This window comes from Aliagarivorans marinus DSM 23064 (assembly GCF_000429485.1).
GTDB lineage: Bacteria > Pseudomonadota > Gammaproteobacteria > Enterobacterales > Celerinatantimonadaceae > Aliagarivorans > Aliagarivorans marinus.
The window spans coordinates 24807-42605 of the sequence record NZ_AUBY01000022.1 but is presented as its reverse complement, the minus strand read 5'-3'; the positions used below and the strand labels follow the sequence as shown (position 1 = coordinate 42605).

The following is a 17799-nucleotide window of genomic DNA, read 5'->3' as shown; positions in this document are numbered from 1 at the left end:
AGAACAACGCGCACGCACAAAGACTTCATTAATCTGTCATCTCCCCGCTATAGTGTGATTATAATTTCTCCGTTAACTGATTGTTATGCCTGCAAGATTCAAACACGACTATCGCTTTGACCCGAGTTATGGCTATACCCTCTCCCAGCTAAAGCAAGTAGCAGCAAGCAGCGCTCCCGATGACTTTGCCCAGTTCTGGCAGCAACAATACCAGCAAGCTTTGGCGGTGAAGCCGTTTTTGAGCCTGCAAGATACGGGCTTAGTCAAGAATCACTGGCGAGTGTTTGATTGCTATTACGACTCCACCGATGGTGTGCGCATCGGCGGCTGGTTGCTGCTACCAGAGAAGGGCAGGGTAAATGGCGCGATTGTGTGGGCCCATGGCTATGGCGGCATCGGCTCTCCCGATACCTCGTGGAAACTAAGCAATACTGCGATCCTGATGCCTTGCGTGCGCGGTATCTCGCGCTCGGTCCATCCGCCAATCTCCAGCAGCCCTTACTGGCATATCTTGCACAACATTCAAGACAAGCAGCAGTATGTGATTGGTGGTTGTGTGCAAGATCTGTGGTGTGGCGTGAACGCGCTACTTAGCCTGTTTCCACAGATCAAAAAACGCATCGGGCTGATAGGCAGTAGCTTGGGGGGCGGGCTTGGCGTGTTTGCCTCGGCCTTTGATAAGCGAATTCAACGCTACCACTTTCATGTACCCACCTTTGGCAATGTGGCGCTTAGGCTGCAAATGCCTACAGTGGGCAGTACCGAGGCGCTGATCGACTTCGAAGACAAAGCCTTACTGGCGCAAACCCTGCCCTATTTCGACACCTCCTGCGCCGCGCCCTATCTGCGCCTACCCAGTCTATGGGCCTTGGCATTGTTCGACCCGCATGTGGCGCCGCCCGGCCAGTTCAGTGCCTTCAATGCCGCCAAGGGAGATAAGCGCTCGTTCCTGCTGGATGCCGGGCACTTCAACTACAGTGGCGAACGTAAGCAACAACGTGAGTTACGCAAACAGGTTGAGGCGTTTTTTGCAGTATTAGGAGATTGCCATGCACCGTGAATATCACCGTTGGTGGAGCCCTAACCTGCAGCGAGATATGGAGCTGCTGATCTTCGGCCACAGCGGCGCTAAGGTGTTGGTCTTCCCCACCCGCGGCGGACGCTTCTTCGAGTACGAGAATCTAGGCTTGGTGAATTCCATTGCCGACAAGATCAATGACGGGCATTTGCAACTCTACTGCGTAGACAGCATCGATACCGAGAGCATGTATTGCTACTGGGCCCATCCCCATGGCCGCATAAACCGCCACAAGCAGTATGAAGAGTACATACTGCAAGAAGTGCTGCCGTTGATGTCGGCGAAAAACCACCACCCTTGCACCATCTCCCATGGTTGCTCGCTGGGAGCGTTTCATGCCGCCAATATCTTCTTCCGCCACCCGCATCTGTTCAACAAGCTAGCGGCCTTCTCCGGGCGCTACGATCTCACCTGGCAGGTGGAGTCTTTTGGCGACTTGTTCGATGGCTACTACCACGACGACATCTACTACCACACCCCCACGCATTTTTTGCAGAACCTGTCCCATTCCGAACAGCTCTGGCATATCCAAAACAGCGATATCGTGTTCACTATCGGCCGCGATGACCCCTTCTTACAAAACAACCACATCATCAGCGGCATCCTCAATAGCAAGGGCGTACACCATCGCATGTACGAGTGGGATGGCCGCGCGCATCGTGGGCGTTATTGGCGCAAGATGGCGCCACTGTATCTTTAACACCGACTAAGCGCTTGTTGCACTGGCCCAACCGCTCTTGGGGCTGACCCAAGTTGACCCTATCTCACTGTTCTCCTCTCGTTAAATCATACGCTTACGTATTTATTAATTTATAACTCAAATAAACTACACGTTAACCAGATCGCATTATTGGCAACCCAATATTTATAAATTGGTCACTCTTTAACAAGGAGATAGATATGTTTAATGTGCAAAGGGTATTGATTTCCGCGGTAAGCTTAAGCGTGTGCAGCGCTGTGCAAGCCAATGATTGGGATGATATCCCTATTCCTGCCGATCCCGGGTCTGGGTATGTGTGGGAGTTACAAGAGGCCTACTCGGATTCGTTCAACTACACCGGAAAACCGTCGGCGTTTTCCAGTAAGTGGAACGACACCTATTTTCATGGCTGGACCGGCCCAGGCCTCACCTACTGGAGCTCTGATGAGTCTTGGGTGTCCGATGGCAACCTGATTATCAGCGCCTCACGGCGCGCCGGCACTAACCAGGTCAATGCCGGTGTGGTCACCTCGAAGACCAAGGTGAAGTACCCAATCTTCCTTGAGGCGAGCATTAAGGTTAGCAACCTGGAGCTGTCATCTAACTTCTGGTTATTGAGTGAAAACGACCAGCGGGAGATCGACATCCTCGAGGTGTACGGCGGTGCGGAAGACGAATGGTTCGCCAAGAATATGTCAACCAATTTCCATGTGTTCTTCCGTGACGGTGGCAACAACATCATCAGCGACTTTAACGACCAGACCCACAACACCCCATCTTGGGGCACCTACTGGCGCGATGGCTTTCACCGTTTTGCCGCCTACTGGAAGAGCCCCACCGACGTAACCTTCTACATCAACGGCCAGCCCACCCCAGAGGGTTCGTGGGCCCAAGTAGTGATGAAGGACAAAGACTACACCGGGGCTATCCTCGACAAGAGCCGCTACAACATGGATGAGGAGATGTTCATCATCCTCGACACCGAAGACCATAGCTGGCGCTCCGAGCAAGGGATTGTGGCCTCCGATGCCGACTTGGCCAACCCCAACAAGAACAAGATGTATGTCGATTGGATCCGGGTTTATAAGCCGGTGGCAGAAGATGGCGGTGGCAGCGGTGGTGACGGTTCCGTCGATGTCCCATCGGGCAACACCAACCTTCAGTTAGTCCACAGTAACCTGTGTCTGGATGTGGCTAACGGCGCAACCTGGAATGGCAGTACCTACCATCAATGGGTGTGCAACACGGGCAACAACAACCAGCGTTTTACCCTGTCTTCACTGGGTAACGGCGAGTACGCGCTGCAATCGAAAGTCAGCCAGCTGTGCATGGAGCTAAAAGATGGCAGTAGCAGCAATGGCGCGACGGTGCAGCAGTGGGTATGTAACCATAGCGACAGCAATCAACGCTGGAGCTTGGTTGATAAAGGCAGCAATACCTTTGAGATCCGCAACAAAGCCAGCGGTAAGTGCCTGGATATTGCGGGCGCATCGATGAGCAACGGTGGAAAGCTGCAGCAATGGGCCTGTACCGGCGCCAATAACCAGCGCTTCCGTTTCGTTCAATAATCCCTTGGGGCGTGGTCGCGTGCCACGCCTTCCTTTCCGACACTTCGCTCAGCACCACGGCTAAAAATGGCGTGCTAGGCAACACGGCTGCGACTTACCACAGTTAGTCATTAGTCACACTTTCAAGGTATTGATAAGCAAACACTGCGCTCTTTGCCATGCTTTAGCTAAAGCGAAAAGGAGCGTCAGATGTATCGAGTATTCATACTGTTTGTTTGCTTCATCCCTCTCCCAACCCTTGCCAGCCACGCGTGGCAGCTACAGCTAGACAACGATATCGTCACCAACAGTGACGGCAACTACACCGGTGGCGCCTTTATCGAATACCGCCGAGGATTACAGCGCCCGCTTGGCTGGCTGGCGCAACGACCCAAGGCGCGCGATGCAGGAGCGCAAAGCGAATGGTTCTGGAACATCAGCCAACAAGCCTGGACGCCCAAGTTTCTCGACTTGTCACGCCCTCAGCCCGATGATCGCCCCTATGCGGGCATCTTGATGACCCAGCTTGGTTACCATCAGTACAGCCAGTCGCTGCTACAAGAACTGCGACTGGGCATAGGTATCATTGGCCCCAGCGCTAAAGCTGATCGCGTGCAAAAGTACACCCATAAGATCACCGGCTCTATGCCTGTTGAGGGCTGGGATAATCAAGTGCGCGACCAAGGCTTGGTCGATATGCATTACCGATTGCAATACCGGATGAACAGCGGGACTGTGTTTACCCCCACCACTCAATGGGAGCTAAGCGCCTACAACCACAATCAACTGGGCAACTTTCGCAGCCAGATACTGGCGGGGCTCGAGCTTAGAGTGGGCGAACAGTTATCACTCAGCTACCAAGGGCTCACTCGCGCCCGGCAAAACTGGTACTGGTTCGCCCGCGCTGAGGGCGGCTACCGCTTTAACGACATCACCATCGATGGCGACCTACCCTATCAATCAGAGGTCAGCGTAGAACACCTGCGCATGGCACTCAGTAGTGGCGTCCAACTGGATCGCCAGCGTTGGTGGGCAAGCTTTGCGCTGCTGGCCCAGCGTCGCGACTTTGAAGAGGCCAATCACAGTTTATATTACTATGGAGAGCTGAAACTGGGGTGGCGCTATTAGTTAGTGCGCCTCCCTCTCCGTTAACCATCGCCTGTAAAATCTAATGCGAACATCCTCGTTTCAGGTTATCTTATAGTGCTGCGCTAATTTTACCGCACTAACTGCCACGCAGTTCTAACCTTTTGTGATTACAGGTAAAATATGAACTATCCCAGCACACTCCCTGACACGCATCAGCGCGTACTAGAGCGCATTATCCAGCAGTTCCAGCGAGACCCTCGCATTGTCGGCATGGCCGCCAGCGGCTCCTATGCAACCAACACTATGGATAAGTACAGTGACCTGGACTTGGTGATTGCGATTAGCCCAGAGCACTATTCAGACGTGTTCGAGCAGCGCTTTACCATGATTAACCAGCTTGATGGGATGACCGCCGCCTTTACTGGCGAACATGTCGGTGAACCCCGCCTGGTCATTGCGATCTTTGCCCCCGATGCCATTCACGTCGACTTCAAGTTTGTAGTCCTCAATGACGCAGCCAAGCGGGTCGATCACAACGCAGTACTGTGGGAGCGAGATGGACAACTCACACAGGCGCTTGGTTGCGCTCAGCCCAGCTACCCGCAACCGGACCCACAATGGATAGAAGACCGCTTCTGGATCTGGACCCACTACGCCGCCACCAAGATTGCGCGCGGCGAGTACTTTGAGGCACTGGAGTTTATATCGTTCCTGCGCCAAAACGTGCTCTCCCCCCTAGCCCTCAAACAGCAAGGGTTAACTCCCAGCGGTGTTCGGACCATTGAAACGCGCCTGCCCGAGTTTGCCCGGCAGCTCCAAGCTACCGTAGCCATTCCCAATGAGTCTTCGCTGACGAAAGCGATGGAGCATTGCATCACACTCTACCTCCAGCTACGTAGGAGTGAGCAGGTAGAGCCGAACACAGCAGCGCAAACGCTATGCTGCGACTACTTTAAACGAGAACTTCAGCCGTAGTTGTTGCTAAAGTGGCGACCGTGTCACAGCTTACGCGGTCGCTATTAAGCTCTACGAATCAAAAGTCACAATCAATCGGTCAATGACTCCGCGAGTTAACTAAGCTACTCATACTGTTCAAAATATCCCCGAGCAAAGGAAATGCCATGTCTCAATCCCGCTTCACCCAATTCTCCATCGTTCATCGGATCTTTCTCGGCTTTGCAGTATTAAGTTTGCTGATTGCGATTGGCGGTGGCGCGACCATCTTGCTGGCCAAGCAAATTAGTAGCAGCTTCCGCGCCTTGACCGACAACAGCCAGGTCACCCAAAACCTGGCGGCGGAGCTGGGTACCTCGGCGCTGCGAACCGGTATCGAGATCCTCGATATGGACCGCACCTTGAGTCTGGAGCAGCTACAGAAGGAGCAACAAGAAGTTGCCCAGTCGTCAGCCCAGCTTGATGCACTGATAGCGCAGATGCAGCAACATGCCAATCGCTTTGGCTTGAGCACGGTTAATCGCAACCTCGGTAGCGCCGGCGACATCGTTCAGCAGTTGGGGCGTCATGCCGACGAGCTCGCCAGCAATCAGGCGACGTTTATCAGCAACGATGAGGCGGTACGCGCCGGCCTCACCCGCTTCCTGCTGCAATCCTCAGACCTTAAGAAGCGCATCAACCAACTTTCTGCAGAGCCCGCTCAGTACGACTCCTACATCAAAGATATCTTAGATATCGTGATGGAGCGCTTCAGCCTGATCGAGTTTCTGTTGTCGAACATGGTGAACACCAAAGACACCGACGACGTGGTCACCATCGTCGGGCGGATCCAACAAAGCACCGAGGTATACAACGAGTATATGGACTCGCTATTTGTCGAGGTGCCCGAACTAGATACTCCCGCGATCCGCGCCGAGGTAAAGCAGTTCAACGATCAGATATCTGCCAGCAATGGCATCGTCACCAACTACCTGAACAACCAGCAGACAATCGCTGAGATCGACAACATCACCCGCCAAATACTGAGCGAGCTGACTGAGTTAGACCAGGTCGTCTCCGAGATCACCGCCGCTGCGGCGCAAAGCAGCGAGCAAGCCAGCGCCAGAAGCCAACAGCAAATCGAGTTTACCGTGAGCGCCGTAACCGTGGTGGTGCCGATTGGCCTGCTGTTTGCGATTGCATTGGCCTTTTGGCTGGCCGGCCTTATCCGCAAGCCGCTCAGCCATACCCAAACACAGATGCAACAGCTAGAAAAAGGCGACTTTAGCGCCACGATGCAGGGCCGTTATCAGGGCGAGTTCGCCCAGCTGGTTCGCTCTATCAATAGCCTGATCGAGCAGATGCGCGGCGTGTTCCAACAGATGCAAACCGCAGCCGCCAAGCTCACCTCGGTGAGCGACAAGAACAACCATACCGCCGCGCAGGTCCAAACCAAGCTGCAGCAGCAAACCGCAGAGCTTAGCTCCGTGGCCACCGCCGTCACCGAGATGGAATCAGCGATTAAGGAGGTGGCGGCCAGTGTCGATAGCAGCCGCGACCTCAGCCATAGCATCGAGCAGCATATCGACGATGGTCAGGCGGTGATGGACCAAAACATCAGCATGATCGAATCGCTCAACAGCACCTTGCAGCAGAACTCCAAGCAGGTCGACAACCTCAACGAGGCCAGCAAGCAGATCGGTAGCGTGATCGGAGTGATTGAAGGCATCGCCGAGAAGACCAACCTGCTGGCCTTGAATGCCGCCATCGAAGCGGCCCGGGCAGGCGATCAAGGGCGCGGCTTTGCGGTGGTCGCCGACGAGGTGCGCACACTGGCCGCGCAAACCGCTAAAAGTACCGAGTCGGTTCGCAGCATGGTGACCACCATTCGGAATGAGTCGCATCAGGTATTCGAGGCCATGGCGAAAAGCCGCGAGCAGATGAGCGAGTCTAAGGAGCTGGTCAGCAAAAGCAGCGAAGCGATGCATACCATTCGCGACAACATGGGAGAGATGCGCAGCATGAGCGACCATATCAGCGTTGCCGCGCAGCAACAGCACCATGTGGCCAGCGAAGTGACCCGCAATGTTAATGTGATCGCCAGTGTTGCTGAAGATAACTTCGCCCTGATTGAGAGCGTTGCCCGCTCCAGCGACGAGCTCAGCGAGCAAGTAGGCGCTATCGAGGCAATGCTCAACCGCTTTGTGCTGCGCTAATACCAATCAGAACAAGTATCTGATCATCTTTGCTGGTTAAAATCTTTGATGACAGCGTCAGCGCTTTTGTAATTAGTCCACTAGTTACGGCAAGCCCTTCCTCGTCCTCAAAGATTTTTCCTGCGCAGCATCTGAACTTCTACTTATTCGGATTGGTATAAAACGCCGTCGCCTACTGTAGGCTGCGATGCTCGGGTAGACTTTCGTCCTGAGCATCACTCCACTGCATAATATCCAACAGCTGAGCGCTCAGCATCCGCTGATTGGCGCTTGGCGAGCTGACCATCTGTTGCTGGTAGAACACCTTCATACTTGGCTGGGTGGCTGCTTGTTTTAGCGTTGTCAGAATCGTGTTTACTAAGCCCATCGTGTGCTCCTTGATTAGAAAGTACACAGGCTATTATTGCCATTTATGCGGAAGCTAAAACAGAGAACACGCATCTATTGATTTCCGCATTTAACCTTCTCAACTTCTAATACAGCGACAAAAGCGCAATAATCGCCATAATGCGGAAATAAAAGTACCAAAGAGTTCTTATTTTGGATGATGTTAAAGCATACCGTTACTATGCGCGCCTAAGTGAGCTAGGTGACCAACAGCCGATAGCGACCACCTTGAGTCAGGTGGCAGATGCGCTGTTTACCAGCCCTCGCCATGCCCGCACCTTACTTAAACAGCTGGCAGAAAAAGGCTGGCTAAGCTGGAGTCCAAAGGTTGGGCGTAATCAGCGCTCCAGCTTGGCGCTGCACTACCCACTTCCCCAACTACAACTTCAGCTGGCCAAGAGCCTGATTAGCCGCAACGCCTATGACACGGCACTCACCCTGCTCGATGGCGACCAACAGTTGTTTGGACAAGCCCTGCAACAAAGCAGCGGGGTGAGCCTTGACCAAGGTCAGCTACGGGTACAACTCACCTACCGCCGACGACTGCAACCGCTATTGCCCCAGCTACCACAACGAAACACCGAGCGCTTCTTTCTACGCCAGATATACAGCTGTCTGGTGCAAAGCGATGAACAGGGCAAGGTTACACCGCAACTTGCCCACCACTGGCGCTACGATAAGGACCGGCTGTGCTGGACCTTTTACCTACGCCCCAAACTGCGCTTTCACGATGGCAGCGTTTGTGATGCCAACGAAGTGGCCAAGCTATTTAACGCCATGCGCCAGTTACCGGCCTACGCCGCATCTTTATCGCACATTACGGCGGTCAATGCGGCCGATGCGCTAAGCGTTGAGTTTCAGCTGGCCAGCAGCGACGCCAGCTTCGCCCTGCTGCTCTCAGATCTTCGCTTCTCGGTTCAACCCAGCCATCAGCTAACCTTGTCTCAAACCTCGGCCCCAATTGGCTGTGGTCCGTTTCGGGTTAGCGAATGCAGTACCAGCAAACTTCAGCTAGAGCCCTTCGAGCACTACCACGGCTACCGCGCCTTTGTTGACCGCGTCACCATCTGGCTGTTTGACCGCGATCCGTCCGCAGCCAACAGCCTCGCGCCAGTTCCACCTCAGCACACGATGTCCAGCAGCCCTCGCGTCTCCGCCTTGGTCGAGCAAGCCTGCGGCGCTGATACAGCCAAAACCAGCGACGACAGCGACTACTCGCGCACCGAAGACGGTTGTTTGCACCTGCTGGTCAATCAAGTGAAATGGCCAGAAGAACAGCAAGCCCGGCTCGCCGCCGTGCTAGCGCAGCTCACCCAGGCCGATATCGAACAGCAGTGCCAGGCCCAAGGCACGCTACTGCGGGCCATACCTGCTCACAACTTGCTCCCCAACTGGCTGGCGGTGCCAAGGCATCAGCCACTGGCAAACGCTGCGCTGCCCAGCAAGCTGTCCATTGCGGTCTACGATGAAACCACCCTGCTAAGCTGCGCCGCCGCCATCAAAGCCCTGTTGGCACCGCTTGGGGTGGCTTGCCAAGTGAATCGCTACAGCTACGCCGAGCTGTGCCAGCGCAGCCAACAGCCACTGGGTGACGACCTGATATTAATGAGCATTAACCTTGATGATAACCGCCAGTCCTCCGCCTACCTGTGGCTACTTAACAACACGCCCCTGCAGCGCTGCCTGCCACCCGCGCAACAACAATGGCTGCGCAATAAGTTAGCGGCGACACGTGCGATTGCGCCGGGGCCAGACTTCCTTAAGGCCCTCGAGTCCATCGCAACCACGCTTATCTACCAAGGCGCCTTACTGCCGCTGTTCCACGAAAAACAGACCCTGCGCTGTGACAAGGCTCTACAAGGTGTGCGGATCACCCACTGGGGCTGGCCGGCGATTCAAGAGGTGTGGTCGGCGGGCGAGAGCCACTAGCGGCGGCTACTCGAAGCCATCTCGGCCGATGCATTCAATCAAGGTATCGATAAACACTCGGATCTTGGCCGGCAGGTAGTTGCGCGAAACGTACAGAACATGCAGCGGATAGCTTTTCAGGGGCTCATCTACCAGTACCTTCACCAACGAGCCCTCGCGCAGCTCCTTGCTAAACGCCCACACCGGGCCGTGATGGATGCCTTTGTCATTGAGCACCAACTGCTTGATGGCACTAACGCTGTTCACCACAAAGCGGCCTTTGACCCGCACAGATTGTGCGCCCACGTTGAGAAGCCCATCGATCTGAGAGCGGGCGTAAAACACAAAGTCATGTCCAGCCAACGCCGCCACCGACTCGGGCACGCCCCGCTTCTTCAAGTAGCCCTTAGAGGCCACCAAAACACGCGGAACTTGGCCAATCCGCCTGCATATCAGGCTAGAGTCGGCCAACTCGCCTATCCTCACCGCCACATCAATGTTCTGCGATTTAAGGTTTTCATAGTGACTGCCCAGCACTAACTCCACGCTCAGCTGAGGATAGCGCTCCGCCATCTTCTCCAGCACCGCTATCACAAACTCACAGCCAAAATCGTGGGGAGCGGCCACTTTTAGATGGCCCAACGGAGTGTTCACTGTGCCGCAAATCTGGCTCTCCAGCGCTTGCTGTTCTTCGAGCAGCGTCTTGAGTCCAGCGAAATAGTGCTGACCAGCCTCGCTGGGCAGAGACTGTCTGGTTGAGCGCTCAATCAGCTTCACCCCTAGCCGCTTCTCCAAGTTGGCGACCCGGCGACTGACGATAGATGGGTCCATATCCAGCGATTCAGCGGCTCGCTTAAAGCTCCCGGCCTCAACCACCATCAAAAACAGCTGCTCGTTGGTAATCCCCTTCATTCACCTATCCTTCTGTGAACCATTGCTCGCACTAACGTGCCGTATTTGTTGGCACTCGACGTCACAAGTCATACTGAGAAGTAACCCTAATACACATCAGATAATTGCATTTAATGCACTTAATTGATGATAAAAAATACCATACCCAACCATTATGCAATAAACCTAGAATTTTGCTTGTCATCGTTAACAAACAAGGAGCAAATCATGACAAGTAACCTCAATGGAAAAGTGGCGGTGATTACCGGTGCCGCCCGCAACATGGGCCGAGCTTTCGCGGTGGCCTTAGCTCAGCAAGGCTGCGATATCGTGGTGCATTTTAACAGTGAGGCATCACGCGGCGACGCGGAGGTGACCGCCGAGCAAGTTCAACAAGCTGGCAGCAAGGCGTTGCTGGTAAAAGGCGACCTAAGCCGCCCCAACGCCATTCGATCATTGTTTGCTGAAGCCCATAACACTTTTGGCCACATCGACATCGTGATCAACAACGCGGGCAAGATCCTTAAGCGTCCGATAGCCGATTGCAGTGAGGCCGATTACAACCAACTGTTCAATATCAACTGCAAGGCAGCCTTCTTCGTGATGCAAGAGGCCGCCCGCTACCTTGCCGACGACGGGCGCATTATCAATATGGGCACCTCATTGCTCGCCGCCTTTACTGGCAATTACTCGTTGTATGCAGGCTCCAAGGCCGCGCTGGAGCACTTCACCCGCGCGCTCGCCAAAGAGATTGGCAGCCGAGGGATAACAGTGAACACGGTGTGCCCGGGGCCCATCGATACCCCCTTCTTGCACGGTGAGGAAGACGAGCAAACCCTCGCCCATCTGCGCGCGGCCAGCGCCGCCAATCGACTCGGGCAAGTTGAGGACATTGTGCCGCTGATAAGCTATCTGGCATCTGCGGAGTCGCAGTGGACCACCGGACAAACCCTGTTTGTAAATGGCGGTTTTGTCACCCGCTAATCAGCAACGTGCGTCTGATATGCCAAACGCCACCTGCAACGTAAGCGTAGCGCAGGTGGCATTACTGGTGACATTGAGACGCCGCGAAGTCGATAAGCTCGCAGCCATAGCTATCTCGGCCGATAGCTTAAGCACACTGCAATATCACCTTGCCCGTTACCGCTCCGCGTTCAATCAGCGTGTGGGCCTTACTGGCCTCTTGCAGAGGCACCACCTCGCCGATAATCGGGTCGATCTTCCCCTCAACCAGCAGATCAATTAGCTCAGCGAGGGCCTGCCGATACCAAAGCGGGTCTTTTTTGGCCTCGGCGGGTAAGGCGCAAAAATCGACTTTTCGGCCATCGGGTAACAGCCGCAGCCAGGTTAACTGGGCCAACCCGCTTAGCATGGGCTTCAGGCCGCCAAAGTGCTTGCCGGCAAAGCCATAGCTCACTAACTGACCGCCGCGCCTCACGCTTTGATAGCTGCGGCGCAGGTTATCGCCACCAAAAGGGTCAACCGCCACATCCACCCCTAGTGGGCACTGCTCGCGGATCTCTTCGACAAAGTCGGCTTTTTGATAATCGATGGGGGTAGCGCCCAACTTGCGCACCAGCTCGAGCTTGCCCGCCGAGGCCGTGCCAAACACCTTTATCCCTGCCAGCGCAGCCAACTGAAGTAGCGCCGAGCCCACGCCCCCCGCCGCCGAGTGGACCAGCAAGGTCTGTCCTGCTTTCATCTGCGTTTTTTTATGTAGCAAGCAGTAAGCGGTGAGATAGTTCAGCACCAGACTACACACCTTTTCTGGCGGCAGGTGGCTGGGATAAGGCACCAGATATTGCGCCGATATGCACAGCTGCTGAGCGTAGCAGCCCATCACCGGGTTAAGCCCGAGCACATGGTCGCCCTTAGCAAACCCGCTCACTCCCTCGCCCACTTGCTCCACCACACCGGCAAAATCATAACCCGGGGTAAACGGCGGTTTTGGCGCAATCGGATAGCCGCCGCGCTGCGCCATAACGTCGGCATAGGCCACCCCGGCTGCTACCACCTTCACTTTCACCTCACCGGGCTTTGGCTCGCGGCTTGTCTGCGCCATCAACTCAAGCACCTCCGGTGCGCCATGCTGACTAATCACGATTTGCTGGTTACTGTTCATCTTGGTTCCCTGTTGATTTACCCATTCACAGGGACTATTTTGCTATTTATATGTAAATATTGAACAACCCCAAATGAAAGGTATTCATTCATAAATGAATAAGCAACCCGACTGGCAAGGCTGGCAACTGTTTCTCGCCATCGCCGAAAGCGGCAGCCTGAATAAAGCCGCAGAACGATTAGGCTGCTCGCAACCAACCATGAGTCGGCAACTGCTGGCTTTAGAAAGTAAGCTGGGCCGCAACCTGTTTGACCGCAGTACTCAGGGCTTATCCCTGACTGACTTCGGCAATAGCCTGCTCGAAGAGAGCCGACATATGGCAGCCTCGGCCGAGCGCTTACAGCGTATTGCCCAAGGGCAAGACGCCACCTTGAGCGGCTCGGTCAGGCTGTCGGTCAATGAGATGCTGGCGCAGTACTACCTGCCCGGTTTGTTGCCGATATTTATGGACCAATACCCGCAGCTGCAAGTGCAGATCGTGGTCACCAACCACGCCTCCAGCTTGGATAAACGCGATGCCGATATCGCGGTGCGCATGTTCAGGCCGCTGCAGCAAGACTTAGTGATGCGCCATATCGGCGATATTGAGCTCGGCGCTTACGCCAGCGATAGCTACCTGTTGAAGGAGGGCACGCCCGAAAGCGTAGAGCAGCTCGGCGAGCATCGTATTCTTGGCTTTGACCGCGACAAGCAGCTCGAGGAAGGCGCAGCCGCCATGGGCTGGCCGCTGTCCAATGAAGAGTTGCTGTTTCGCACCGACAATATGCCGCTGATGGTGGAAACCGCAGTGCATGGTGGGGGCATCCTCTTTACCCACGCCACGGTCGCAGAGCAACGCAAGCTAATCCGCATCGACTGCGGCCTCAATATCCCACCGCTGCCGATGTATCTGGTTTGTCACCGCGATGTGCAGCACAACCGCAAGATCAGGGTGTTGATGGATTTTTTGGTGGAGCACTTATCTGAGCAGCCGGTATCATCGGTCAACGCCTAACAAGTCTACTTAGGCCTTGGTCCGCTGCGCCGTTGCATCCATAAAGCGGTTGTATAGCTTCATAATGCGATTGACGGACTCTGAGCCACCAGCTAGCACCGCGCCGGTAATCAGCACATCGACCACCACAAACAGCCGTGCTTGCAGGTCTGAGACCTCCACTACGCTCACCATATTGCCTAGCACTCGCACGCCTACTAAGCCGAGCAGCACGCCAATGCCCATCCCCAACCATTGTGAGATCTGGCGAGAGTGGACGCGATAGAGCGCGCGCTGACATTTGACTGCGCGCAGCTGTTCGCTGAGTTGCTGACGCTCATCACCGCTAGCACTGCCATCACCACAGTCTTCGGGCAACGTCGATAGGCGCTCAGCGAGCTGTTCAATCTCGCCATCCAGCTTGTCTGCACCGGCACTTCGCCACGCTGAAAGCAGCACTTCGATGGCGCGCTCGACAATCAGCGAGAGCATAATCAGATAGCCAAAGATCGAGGGAAGGTTGCTGAGCCCTCGTGCATCGAAGGCCAATGGCTGCGGAGATAACTGGTAGCTGACGGCGAGTATGGCGACCACTAAAGCCAGTCCAAGCCCTCTTCGTTGCTTGCTGTTCATCAAGGGAGTCCTTTAGGTTTACCGACAATCCAAGTACCGCGCTATTGGCCGCGGCGTGGCCAAGCTTGTGGGAGCAGAGGCATTCGAGCCACAAAGCGCCACTAGCATTTCGTTTACCCAGCTTCGGTTACCCGACATAGGTGGATTGGGAAGTTAGATTTAGGCCAATAGTAACAGCAAGTTATAGCCGTAAGTAATCAAATTAATATTTAGGAAAGGCTCTAGAGCGTTAGGCCGTTGAAGATGGCTACGTTCAATCTCCCAGCAAGCTCTCCAGTAACGCTTGCTCGAATTGAAGGATTAAGGCTGCCAATGAGCCGTCGCGTTGCATCTCGGTGAGGGTCGCCTCAAACATCGGCAATAAGGCTTGGTGGTCTTTATGAAGGTAATGGTAGAGCTCAAAGCGCGCCAAAGACGGCTCGAGGGTCTTAATGACCTGTTGCAGGCCAAGCTGTTGCAAGATGATGGCTCCGCTAAATTTGGTTTCCACCACCACATCTAATCGCTCAGCCGCAAGCTTCTTAAACAGCGGTTCAACCCGATTGTTAAACTCTCGGTTAAACCCGCGAGTGCCCACCTCGGAGAAGTGTACCCCACGCAGCCCCCAAATCCGGTAGGGGCGCAAACTCTCCCAGCCTGCAACCTGAAAATCATGCAATTTGCTAAACACTACCCCTTCAATGGTGTAGATGGGCACTGGCACGCGAACAAGGTTGGGATAGAGCGACTCAATACCAGCAATGCGAAACAGCTCACCATCGGACTTGCCGTTATTGGCATCCACCAGCGCACGTTTTGGTGGCATATAACGTAGATCGAGGTCCAGGCCAAGCCGCTGATAGACCTCGCTCATAATACGCGCGCACAGCTGAACCAAAGGATCTGTTTCAGGTAAAGTGGTAATGCTGAGCGACTGTCCTTGCAGGGGATGGGAGAAACAGAGATGCAAGATAAACACTAGCAATAACGCAGTTTTGTTCATGCTCTCTCTTGGCCTCGCAGCGCCACCCAGCTAACTGGGCGGCACATTCCATGTGCATCACAAACGCTAGTAACGCCTAGTCAATAGCTTAGCTCAGAGACTCAGGATTACCCGCAGATGTCGCGATAGACCAGCTAGCCTTGCAAGAACGCGCGGATCTCCGTTGCTAGTCGCTCTGGCGCTTCCTCAATCACCAAGTGGCCGGTATCTGGAACGGTCACCAACTTTGCGCCAGCGATCTTACTCTGCAGTTGATAGGCTTGCTCGCAGGGTATCCACTGGTCTTGCTCACCCCACAGGATTAGCAACGGCGAGCAAACCTCATCAAAGCGCGCCTGAAACTCATCGGTAAACGTCGAATCGGCCTGGGCTATCTGCCGATAGAACGCCGGTTTTCCCTGCTCGCCGAGCCACGGCGCGAGAATGCCTTCGATAGTCTCAGCAGGCAGCACCTGATGGGCAGCGGTCTTGATATAGGCTTCGACAATGGCGGCGTGGATGTAATCTGGTACCCCGGCAAATGCCGCCTCATGCTGCTCGATATGTTTGAAAAACGGTGAGCCCCATGGTGAGAGCGCAACTGGGTCGATGAGCACCAGCTTGTTGTAGTGCCGCTTGTCCAGAATATGGTTTCGCAACACGGTAGCGCCGCCAAAGTCGTGACCAACGATATAGGGAGATACCAGCTGCCAGTGTTCTATCAGCGCACCCAATAGCTGGTTTTGGATGCCTAAAGAGACATCGGCATCGCTCTTATCGGATTGGCCATAGCCCAGCAGGTCGAAGAAATAGACTCGATAGCCCCGAGAGAGCTCATCGATTAAATGCCGAAAGTTAAACGACGACCAAGGGGTGCCGTGTACCAACACCAGCGGCTCTCCTTCCCCTGCAACGCCCCAGCTCACTGGCCGGTCTTGAAACTCAAAAGTATAAGGTAGCGTCCATTCGTTCACACTAAACTCCTTGTTGAACATGGCGGAAAGGCCCACTTTATCAGTGAGTTGCAAGGTAATTCTAGAGAGGAGTTTGGCTCTTGGCGACGATAGGGGCTATCGATTCATATGGTTGAGCTGTACCTGCTGCTCGGAGCGGTAAATCAGTTGCTGTAACGACCCATCCTGTTCCATCTCCTTTAACTGCGCCTCAAGCTTTTCCGCCAGCCCGCTGTGGTCTTTATGCAAGTAGTGAAACAAGTCGTATCTGGCAATCGGGGGAGTGAGCTGGGTGATCGACTGCGCGAGCCCTAGCTCTTGCAAAGCAAACTGACCGTTAAAGCGCGACTCGACAACGATATCCAGCCGCCCAGCATCGAGCTTCCTAAACAGCGAATCCAAGTTGTTGCTGAACTCGCGGTTCATACCTTCAGTGCCAACGCTGGCAAACTGCACACCACGCATCAGCCCAATCAGATAAGGCTCCAGGCTCTCCCAACCTGACACAGGAAAGCGCAGGCTTTTGCTAAACACCACCGCATCGAGGGTACAGATAGGCACCGGGATTTGAATCAGATTAGGATGTGTTCGCGCCACGCTGGCAACGCGAAACAACTCACCATCGTACTTGCCGTTATTGGCATCAACGAAGGATCGCTTAGCCGGGCCGTATTGAACTTCCATGCTGTAGCCCAAACGTTGATACACCTCTCTCATTACCCGCACACACACTTGGGCTAAGGGGTTCGCTTGCTGGACTGTGGCGATCGACACGCTGTTAGCGCTTGTCCCCCAAGACAGGCCAAACAAACAGACGACAACAAGTAGTTTTAACACGCTCTTCATACGCTTTACCGCTTCTGCCAAATCGCCTACGGCCTAACGGGATTGCTGAAGCTGTTGATTCAAGGGTTCAGTTCTGGCACTGAATACGACGCCATTCGCTGTAGTTACGACTATCGATTTCAAATAGCTTAGTCGAGCCGACCACTATCCGCCCTAGCCCCTATACCAAAGCAGCCTCAGGATGCGTGCTCACCGAGATAATCCAGTAATTTGGGCGAGACACGCCAGCGCCGAGCTAGCGGTCTAAATCAACGAGCAGTACTAAACGGCCTTCTTGCTGCATAACCTCAATCTCCTGCCCTTCCAGATCGCCCAGTCGGATACCAGCCAGTTCAACATTTGCCCCGATAGTCGCGCCCGGACCTAAGCGAACGCCACCGATTTGAATAGGCTGTTGAACCACATACGCGCCGTTAGCATCGCTAACAAACAGTGCGTCAAAGTGGCGCTGTGCCCCATCCATCGATGAACGACTCACCTCCGCTTCACCAAACAGCCCGATGTGATAGGCAAACAACGCCAAGAAATAGAGAATGAAAGGAAGATTTTTTATCGACATTTA

17 protein-coding genes are annotated in these 17799 nt (G+C 54.5%); 9 read left to right on the top strand and 8 right to left on the bottom strand.

The window, feature by feature from the left end; all coding sequences use genetic code 11:
• The first annotated feature begins 85 nt into the window (after positions 1-85).
• From G461_RS0110600 to G461_RS23940, 6 genes are all read left to right on the top strand, one after another.
• A complete protein-coding gene (locus G461_RS0110600; protein WP_026971823.1) occupies positions 86-1060 on the top strand; it encodes an acetylxylan esterase in 975 nt (324 codons plus the stop codon).
• Positions 1050-1778, top strand: a complete 729-nt coding sequence (locus G461_RS0110595; RefSeq protein ID WP_026971822.1) for an esterase family protein — start codon at positions 1050-1052, stop codon at positions 1776-1778. Before G461_RS0110600 ends, G461_RS0110595 begins: the two co-directional genes overlap by 11 nt.
• Before the next feature lie 200 nt (positions 1779-1978).
• Positions 1979-3346, top strand: a complete 1368-nt coding sequence (locus G461_RS0110590) for an RICIN domain-containing protein (RefSeq protein ID WP_026971821.1) — start codon at positions 1979-1981, stop codon at positions 3344-3346.
• A 189-nt stretch (positions 3347-3535) separates the two neighbouring features.
• Positions 3536-4453, top strand: coding sequence for a lipid A deacylase LpxR family protein (locus G461_RS0110585; RefSeq protein ID WP_026971820.1), 918 nt, complete (start codon positions 3536-3538; stop codon positions 4451-4453).
• A 141-nt stretch (positions 4454-4594) separates the two neighbouring features.
• Positions 4595-5389 (top strand): nucleotidyltransferase domain-containing protein, encoded by a 795-nt coding sequence (locus tag G461_RS0110580; RefSeq protein ID WP_026971819.1) that lies wholly within the window; start codon positions 4595-4597, stop codon positions 5387-5389.
• 146 nt (positions 5390-5535) lie between these two features.
• The gene (locus G461_RS23940; protein WP_035480032.1) at positions 5536-7563 is read left to right on the top strand and encodes a methyl-accepting chemotaxis protein; all 2028 of its coding nucleotides are present in this window, start codon (positions 5536-5538) and stop codon (positions 7561-7563) included.
• Positions 7564-7735: 172 nt separating this feature from the next.
• Here the strand turns inward: G461_RS23940 and G461_RS0110570 are convergent, their stop codons facing one another.
• The gene (locus G461_RS0110570) at positions 7736-7930 is read right to left on the bottom strand and encodes a hypothetical protein (protein ID WP_026971818.1); all 195 of its coding nucleotides are present in this window, start codon (positions 7928-7930) and stop codon (positions 7736-7738) included.
• 173 nt (positions 7931-8103) lie between these two features.
• Here G461_RS0110570 and G461_RS0110565 point away from each other — a divergent pair, with 173 nt between their 5' ends.
• Positions 8104-9879, top strand: coding sequence for an SgrR family transcriptional regulator (locus G461_RS0110565; protein WP_026971817.1), 1776 nt, complete (start codon positions 8104-8106; stop codon positions 9877-9879).
• Between the two features lie 6 nt (positions 9880-9885).
• On the opposite strand, the gene G461_RS23935 is transcribed toward G461_RS0110565, so the two are convergent.
• Positions 9886-10770, bottom strand: a complete 885-nt coding sequence (locus G461_RS23935; protein WP_035480030.1) for a LysR family transcriptional regulator — start codon at positions 10768-10770, stop codon at positions 9886-9888.
• A 207-nt stretch (positions 10771-10977) separates the two neighbouring features.
• On the opposite strand from G461_RS23935, the gene G461_RS0110555 reads away from it, so the two are divergent.
• Positions 10978-11733 (top strand): SDR family oxidoreductase, encoded by a 756-nt coding sequence (locus tag G461_RS0110555; protein ID WP_026971816.1) that lies wholly within the window; start codon positions 10978-10980, stop codon positions 11731-11733.
• 127 nt (positions 11734-11860) lie between these two features.
• Here the strand turns inward: G461_RS0110555 and G461_RS0110550 are convergent, their stop codons facing one another.
• Positions 11861-12871 carry a zinc-binding dehydrogenase gene (locus tag G461_RS0110550; protein ID WP_026971815.1) on the bottom strand — a complete coding sequence of 337 codons (1011 nt, stop codon included), beginning with the start codon at positions 12869-12871 and terminating at the stop codon, positions 11861-11863.
• 94 nt (positions 12872-12965) lie between these two features.
• Here G461_RS0110550 and G461_RS0110545 point away from each other — a divergent pair, with 94 nt between their 5' ends.
• Positions 12966-13865: a LysR family transcriptional regulator gene (locus G461_RS0110545; RefSeq protein ID WP_026971814.1), complete on the top strand. Its 900-nt coding sequence runs from the start codon at positions 12966-12968 to the stop codon at positions 13863-13865.
• 9 nt (positions 13866-13874) lie between these two features.
• On the opposite strand, the gene G461_RS0110540 is transcribed toward G461_RS0110545, so the two are convergent.
• From G461_RS0110540 to G461_RS0110520, 5 genes are all read right to left on the bottom strand, one after another.
• Positions 13875-14477 (bottom strand): hypothetical protein, encoded by a 603-nt coding sequence (locus G461_RS0110540; RefSeq protein ID WP_026971813.1) that lies wholly within the window; start codon positions 14475-14477, stop codon positions 13875-13877.
• Positions 14478-14730: 253 nt separating this feature from the next.
• Complete coding sequence (locus tag G461_RS23930; RefSeq protein ID WP_051333497.1) at positions 14731-15459, bottom strand: substrate-binding periplasmic protein; 729 nt, start codon at positions 15457-15459, stop codon at positions 14731-14733.
• 134 nt (positions 15460-15593) lie between these two features.
• Positions 15594-16412 (bottom strand): alpha/beta fold hydrolase, encoded by an 819-nt coding sequence (locus tag G461_RS0110530; protein WP_026971812.1) that lies wholly within the window; start codon positions 16410-16412, stop codon positions 15594-15596.
• Between the two features lie 96 nt (positions 16413-16508).
• Complete coding sequence (locus G461_RS0110525) at positions 16509-17237, bottom strand: substrate-binding periplasmic protein (RefSeq protein ID WP_026971811.1); 729 nt, start codon at positions 17235-17237, stop codon at positions 16509-16511.
• Positions 17238-17472: 235 nt separating this feature from the next.
• Entirely contained in the window at positions 17473-17796 is a 324-nt protein-coding gene (locus tag G461_RS0110520) for a hypothetical protein (protein ID WP_026971810.1), read from the bottom strand.
• Between the last annotated feature and the right edge of the window lie 3 nt (positions 17797-17799).

What these genes read in the sequence shown, in the direction of transcription:
- G461_RS0110570 (WP_026971818.1), bottom strand. Translation starts at nt 7,930, where the DNA reads ATGGGCTTAGTAAACACGATTCTGACAACGCTAAAACAAGCAGCCACC.
- G461_RS0110585 (WP_026971820.1), top strand. Translation starts at nt 3,536, where the DNA reads ATGTATCGAGTATTCATACTGTTTGTTTGCTTCATCCCTCTCCCAACC.
- G461_RS0110555 (WP_026971816.1), top strand. Translation starts at nt 10,978, where the DNA reads ATGACAAGTAACCTCAATGGAAAAGTGGCGGTGATTACCGGTGCCGCC.
- G461_RS23940 (WP_035480032.1), top strand. Translation starts at nt 5,536, where the DNA reads ATGTCTCAATCCCGCTTCACCCAATTCTCCATCGTTCATCGGATCTTT.
- G461_RS0110525 (WP_026971811.1), bottom strand. Translation starts at nt 17,237, where the DNA reads ATGAAGAGCGTGTTAAAACTACTTGTTGTCGTCTGTTTGTTTGGCCTG.
- G461_RS0110600 (WP_026971823.1), top strand. Translation starts at nt 86, where the DNA reads ATGCCTGCAAGATTCAAACACGACTATCGCTTTGACCCGAGTTATGGC.
- G461_RS0110595 (WP_026971822.1), top strand. Translation starts at nt 1,050, where the DNA reads ATGCACCGTGAATATCACCGTTGGTGGAGCCCTAACCTGCAGCGAGAT.
- G461_RS0110590 (WP_026971821.1), top strand. Translation starts at nt 1,979, where the DNA reads ATGTTTAATGTGCAAAGGGTATTGATTTCCGCGGTAAGCTTAAGCGTG.
- G461_RS0110520 (WP_026971810.1), bottom strand. Translation starts at nt 17,796, where the DNA reads ATGTCGATAAAAAATCTTCCTTTCATTCTCTATTTCTTGGCGTTGTTT.
- G461_RS0110550 (WP_026971815.1), bottom strand. Translation starts at nt 12,871, where the DNA reads ATGAACAGTAACCAGCAAATCGTGATTAGTCAGCATGGCGCACCGGAG.
- G461_RS23935 (WP_035480030.1), bottom strand. Translation starts at nt 10,770, where the DNA reads ATGAAGGGGATTACCAACGAGCAGCTGTTTTTGATGGTGGTTGAGGCC.
- G461_RS0110545 (WP_026971814.1), top strand. Translation starts at nt 12,966, where the DNA reads ATGAATAAGCAACCCGACTGGCAAGGCTGGCAACTGTTTCTCGCCATC.
- G461_RS23930 (WP_051333497.1), bottom strand. Translation starts at nt 15,459, where the DNA reads ATGAACAAAACTGCGTTATTGCTAGTGTTTATCTTGCATCTCTGTTTC.
- G461_RS0110540 (WP_026971813.1), bottom strand. Translation starts at nt 14,477, where the DNA reads ATGAACAGCAAGCAACGAAGAGGGCTTGGACTGGCTTTAGTGGTCGCC.
- G461_RS0110580 (WP_026971819.1), top strand. Translation starts at nt 4,595, where the DNA reads ATGAACTATCCCAGCACACTCCCTGACACGCATCAGCGCGTACTAGAG.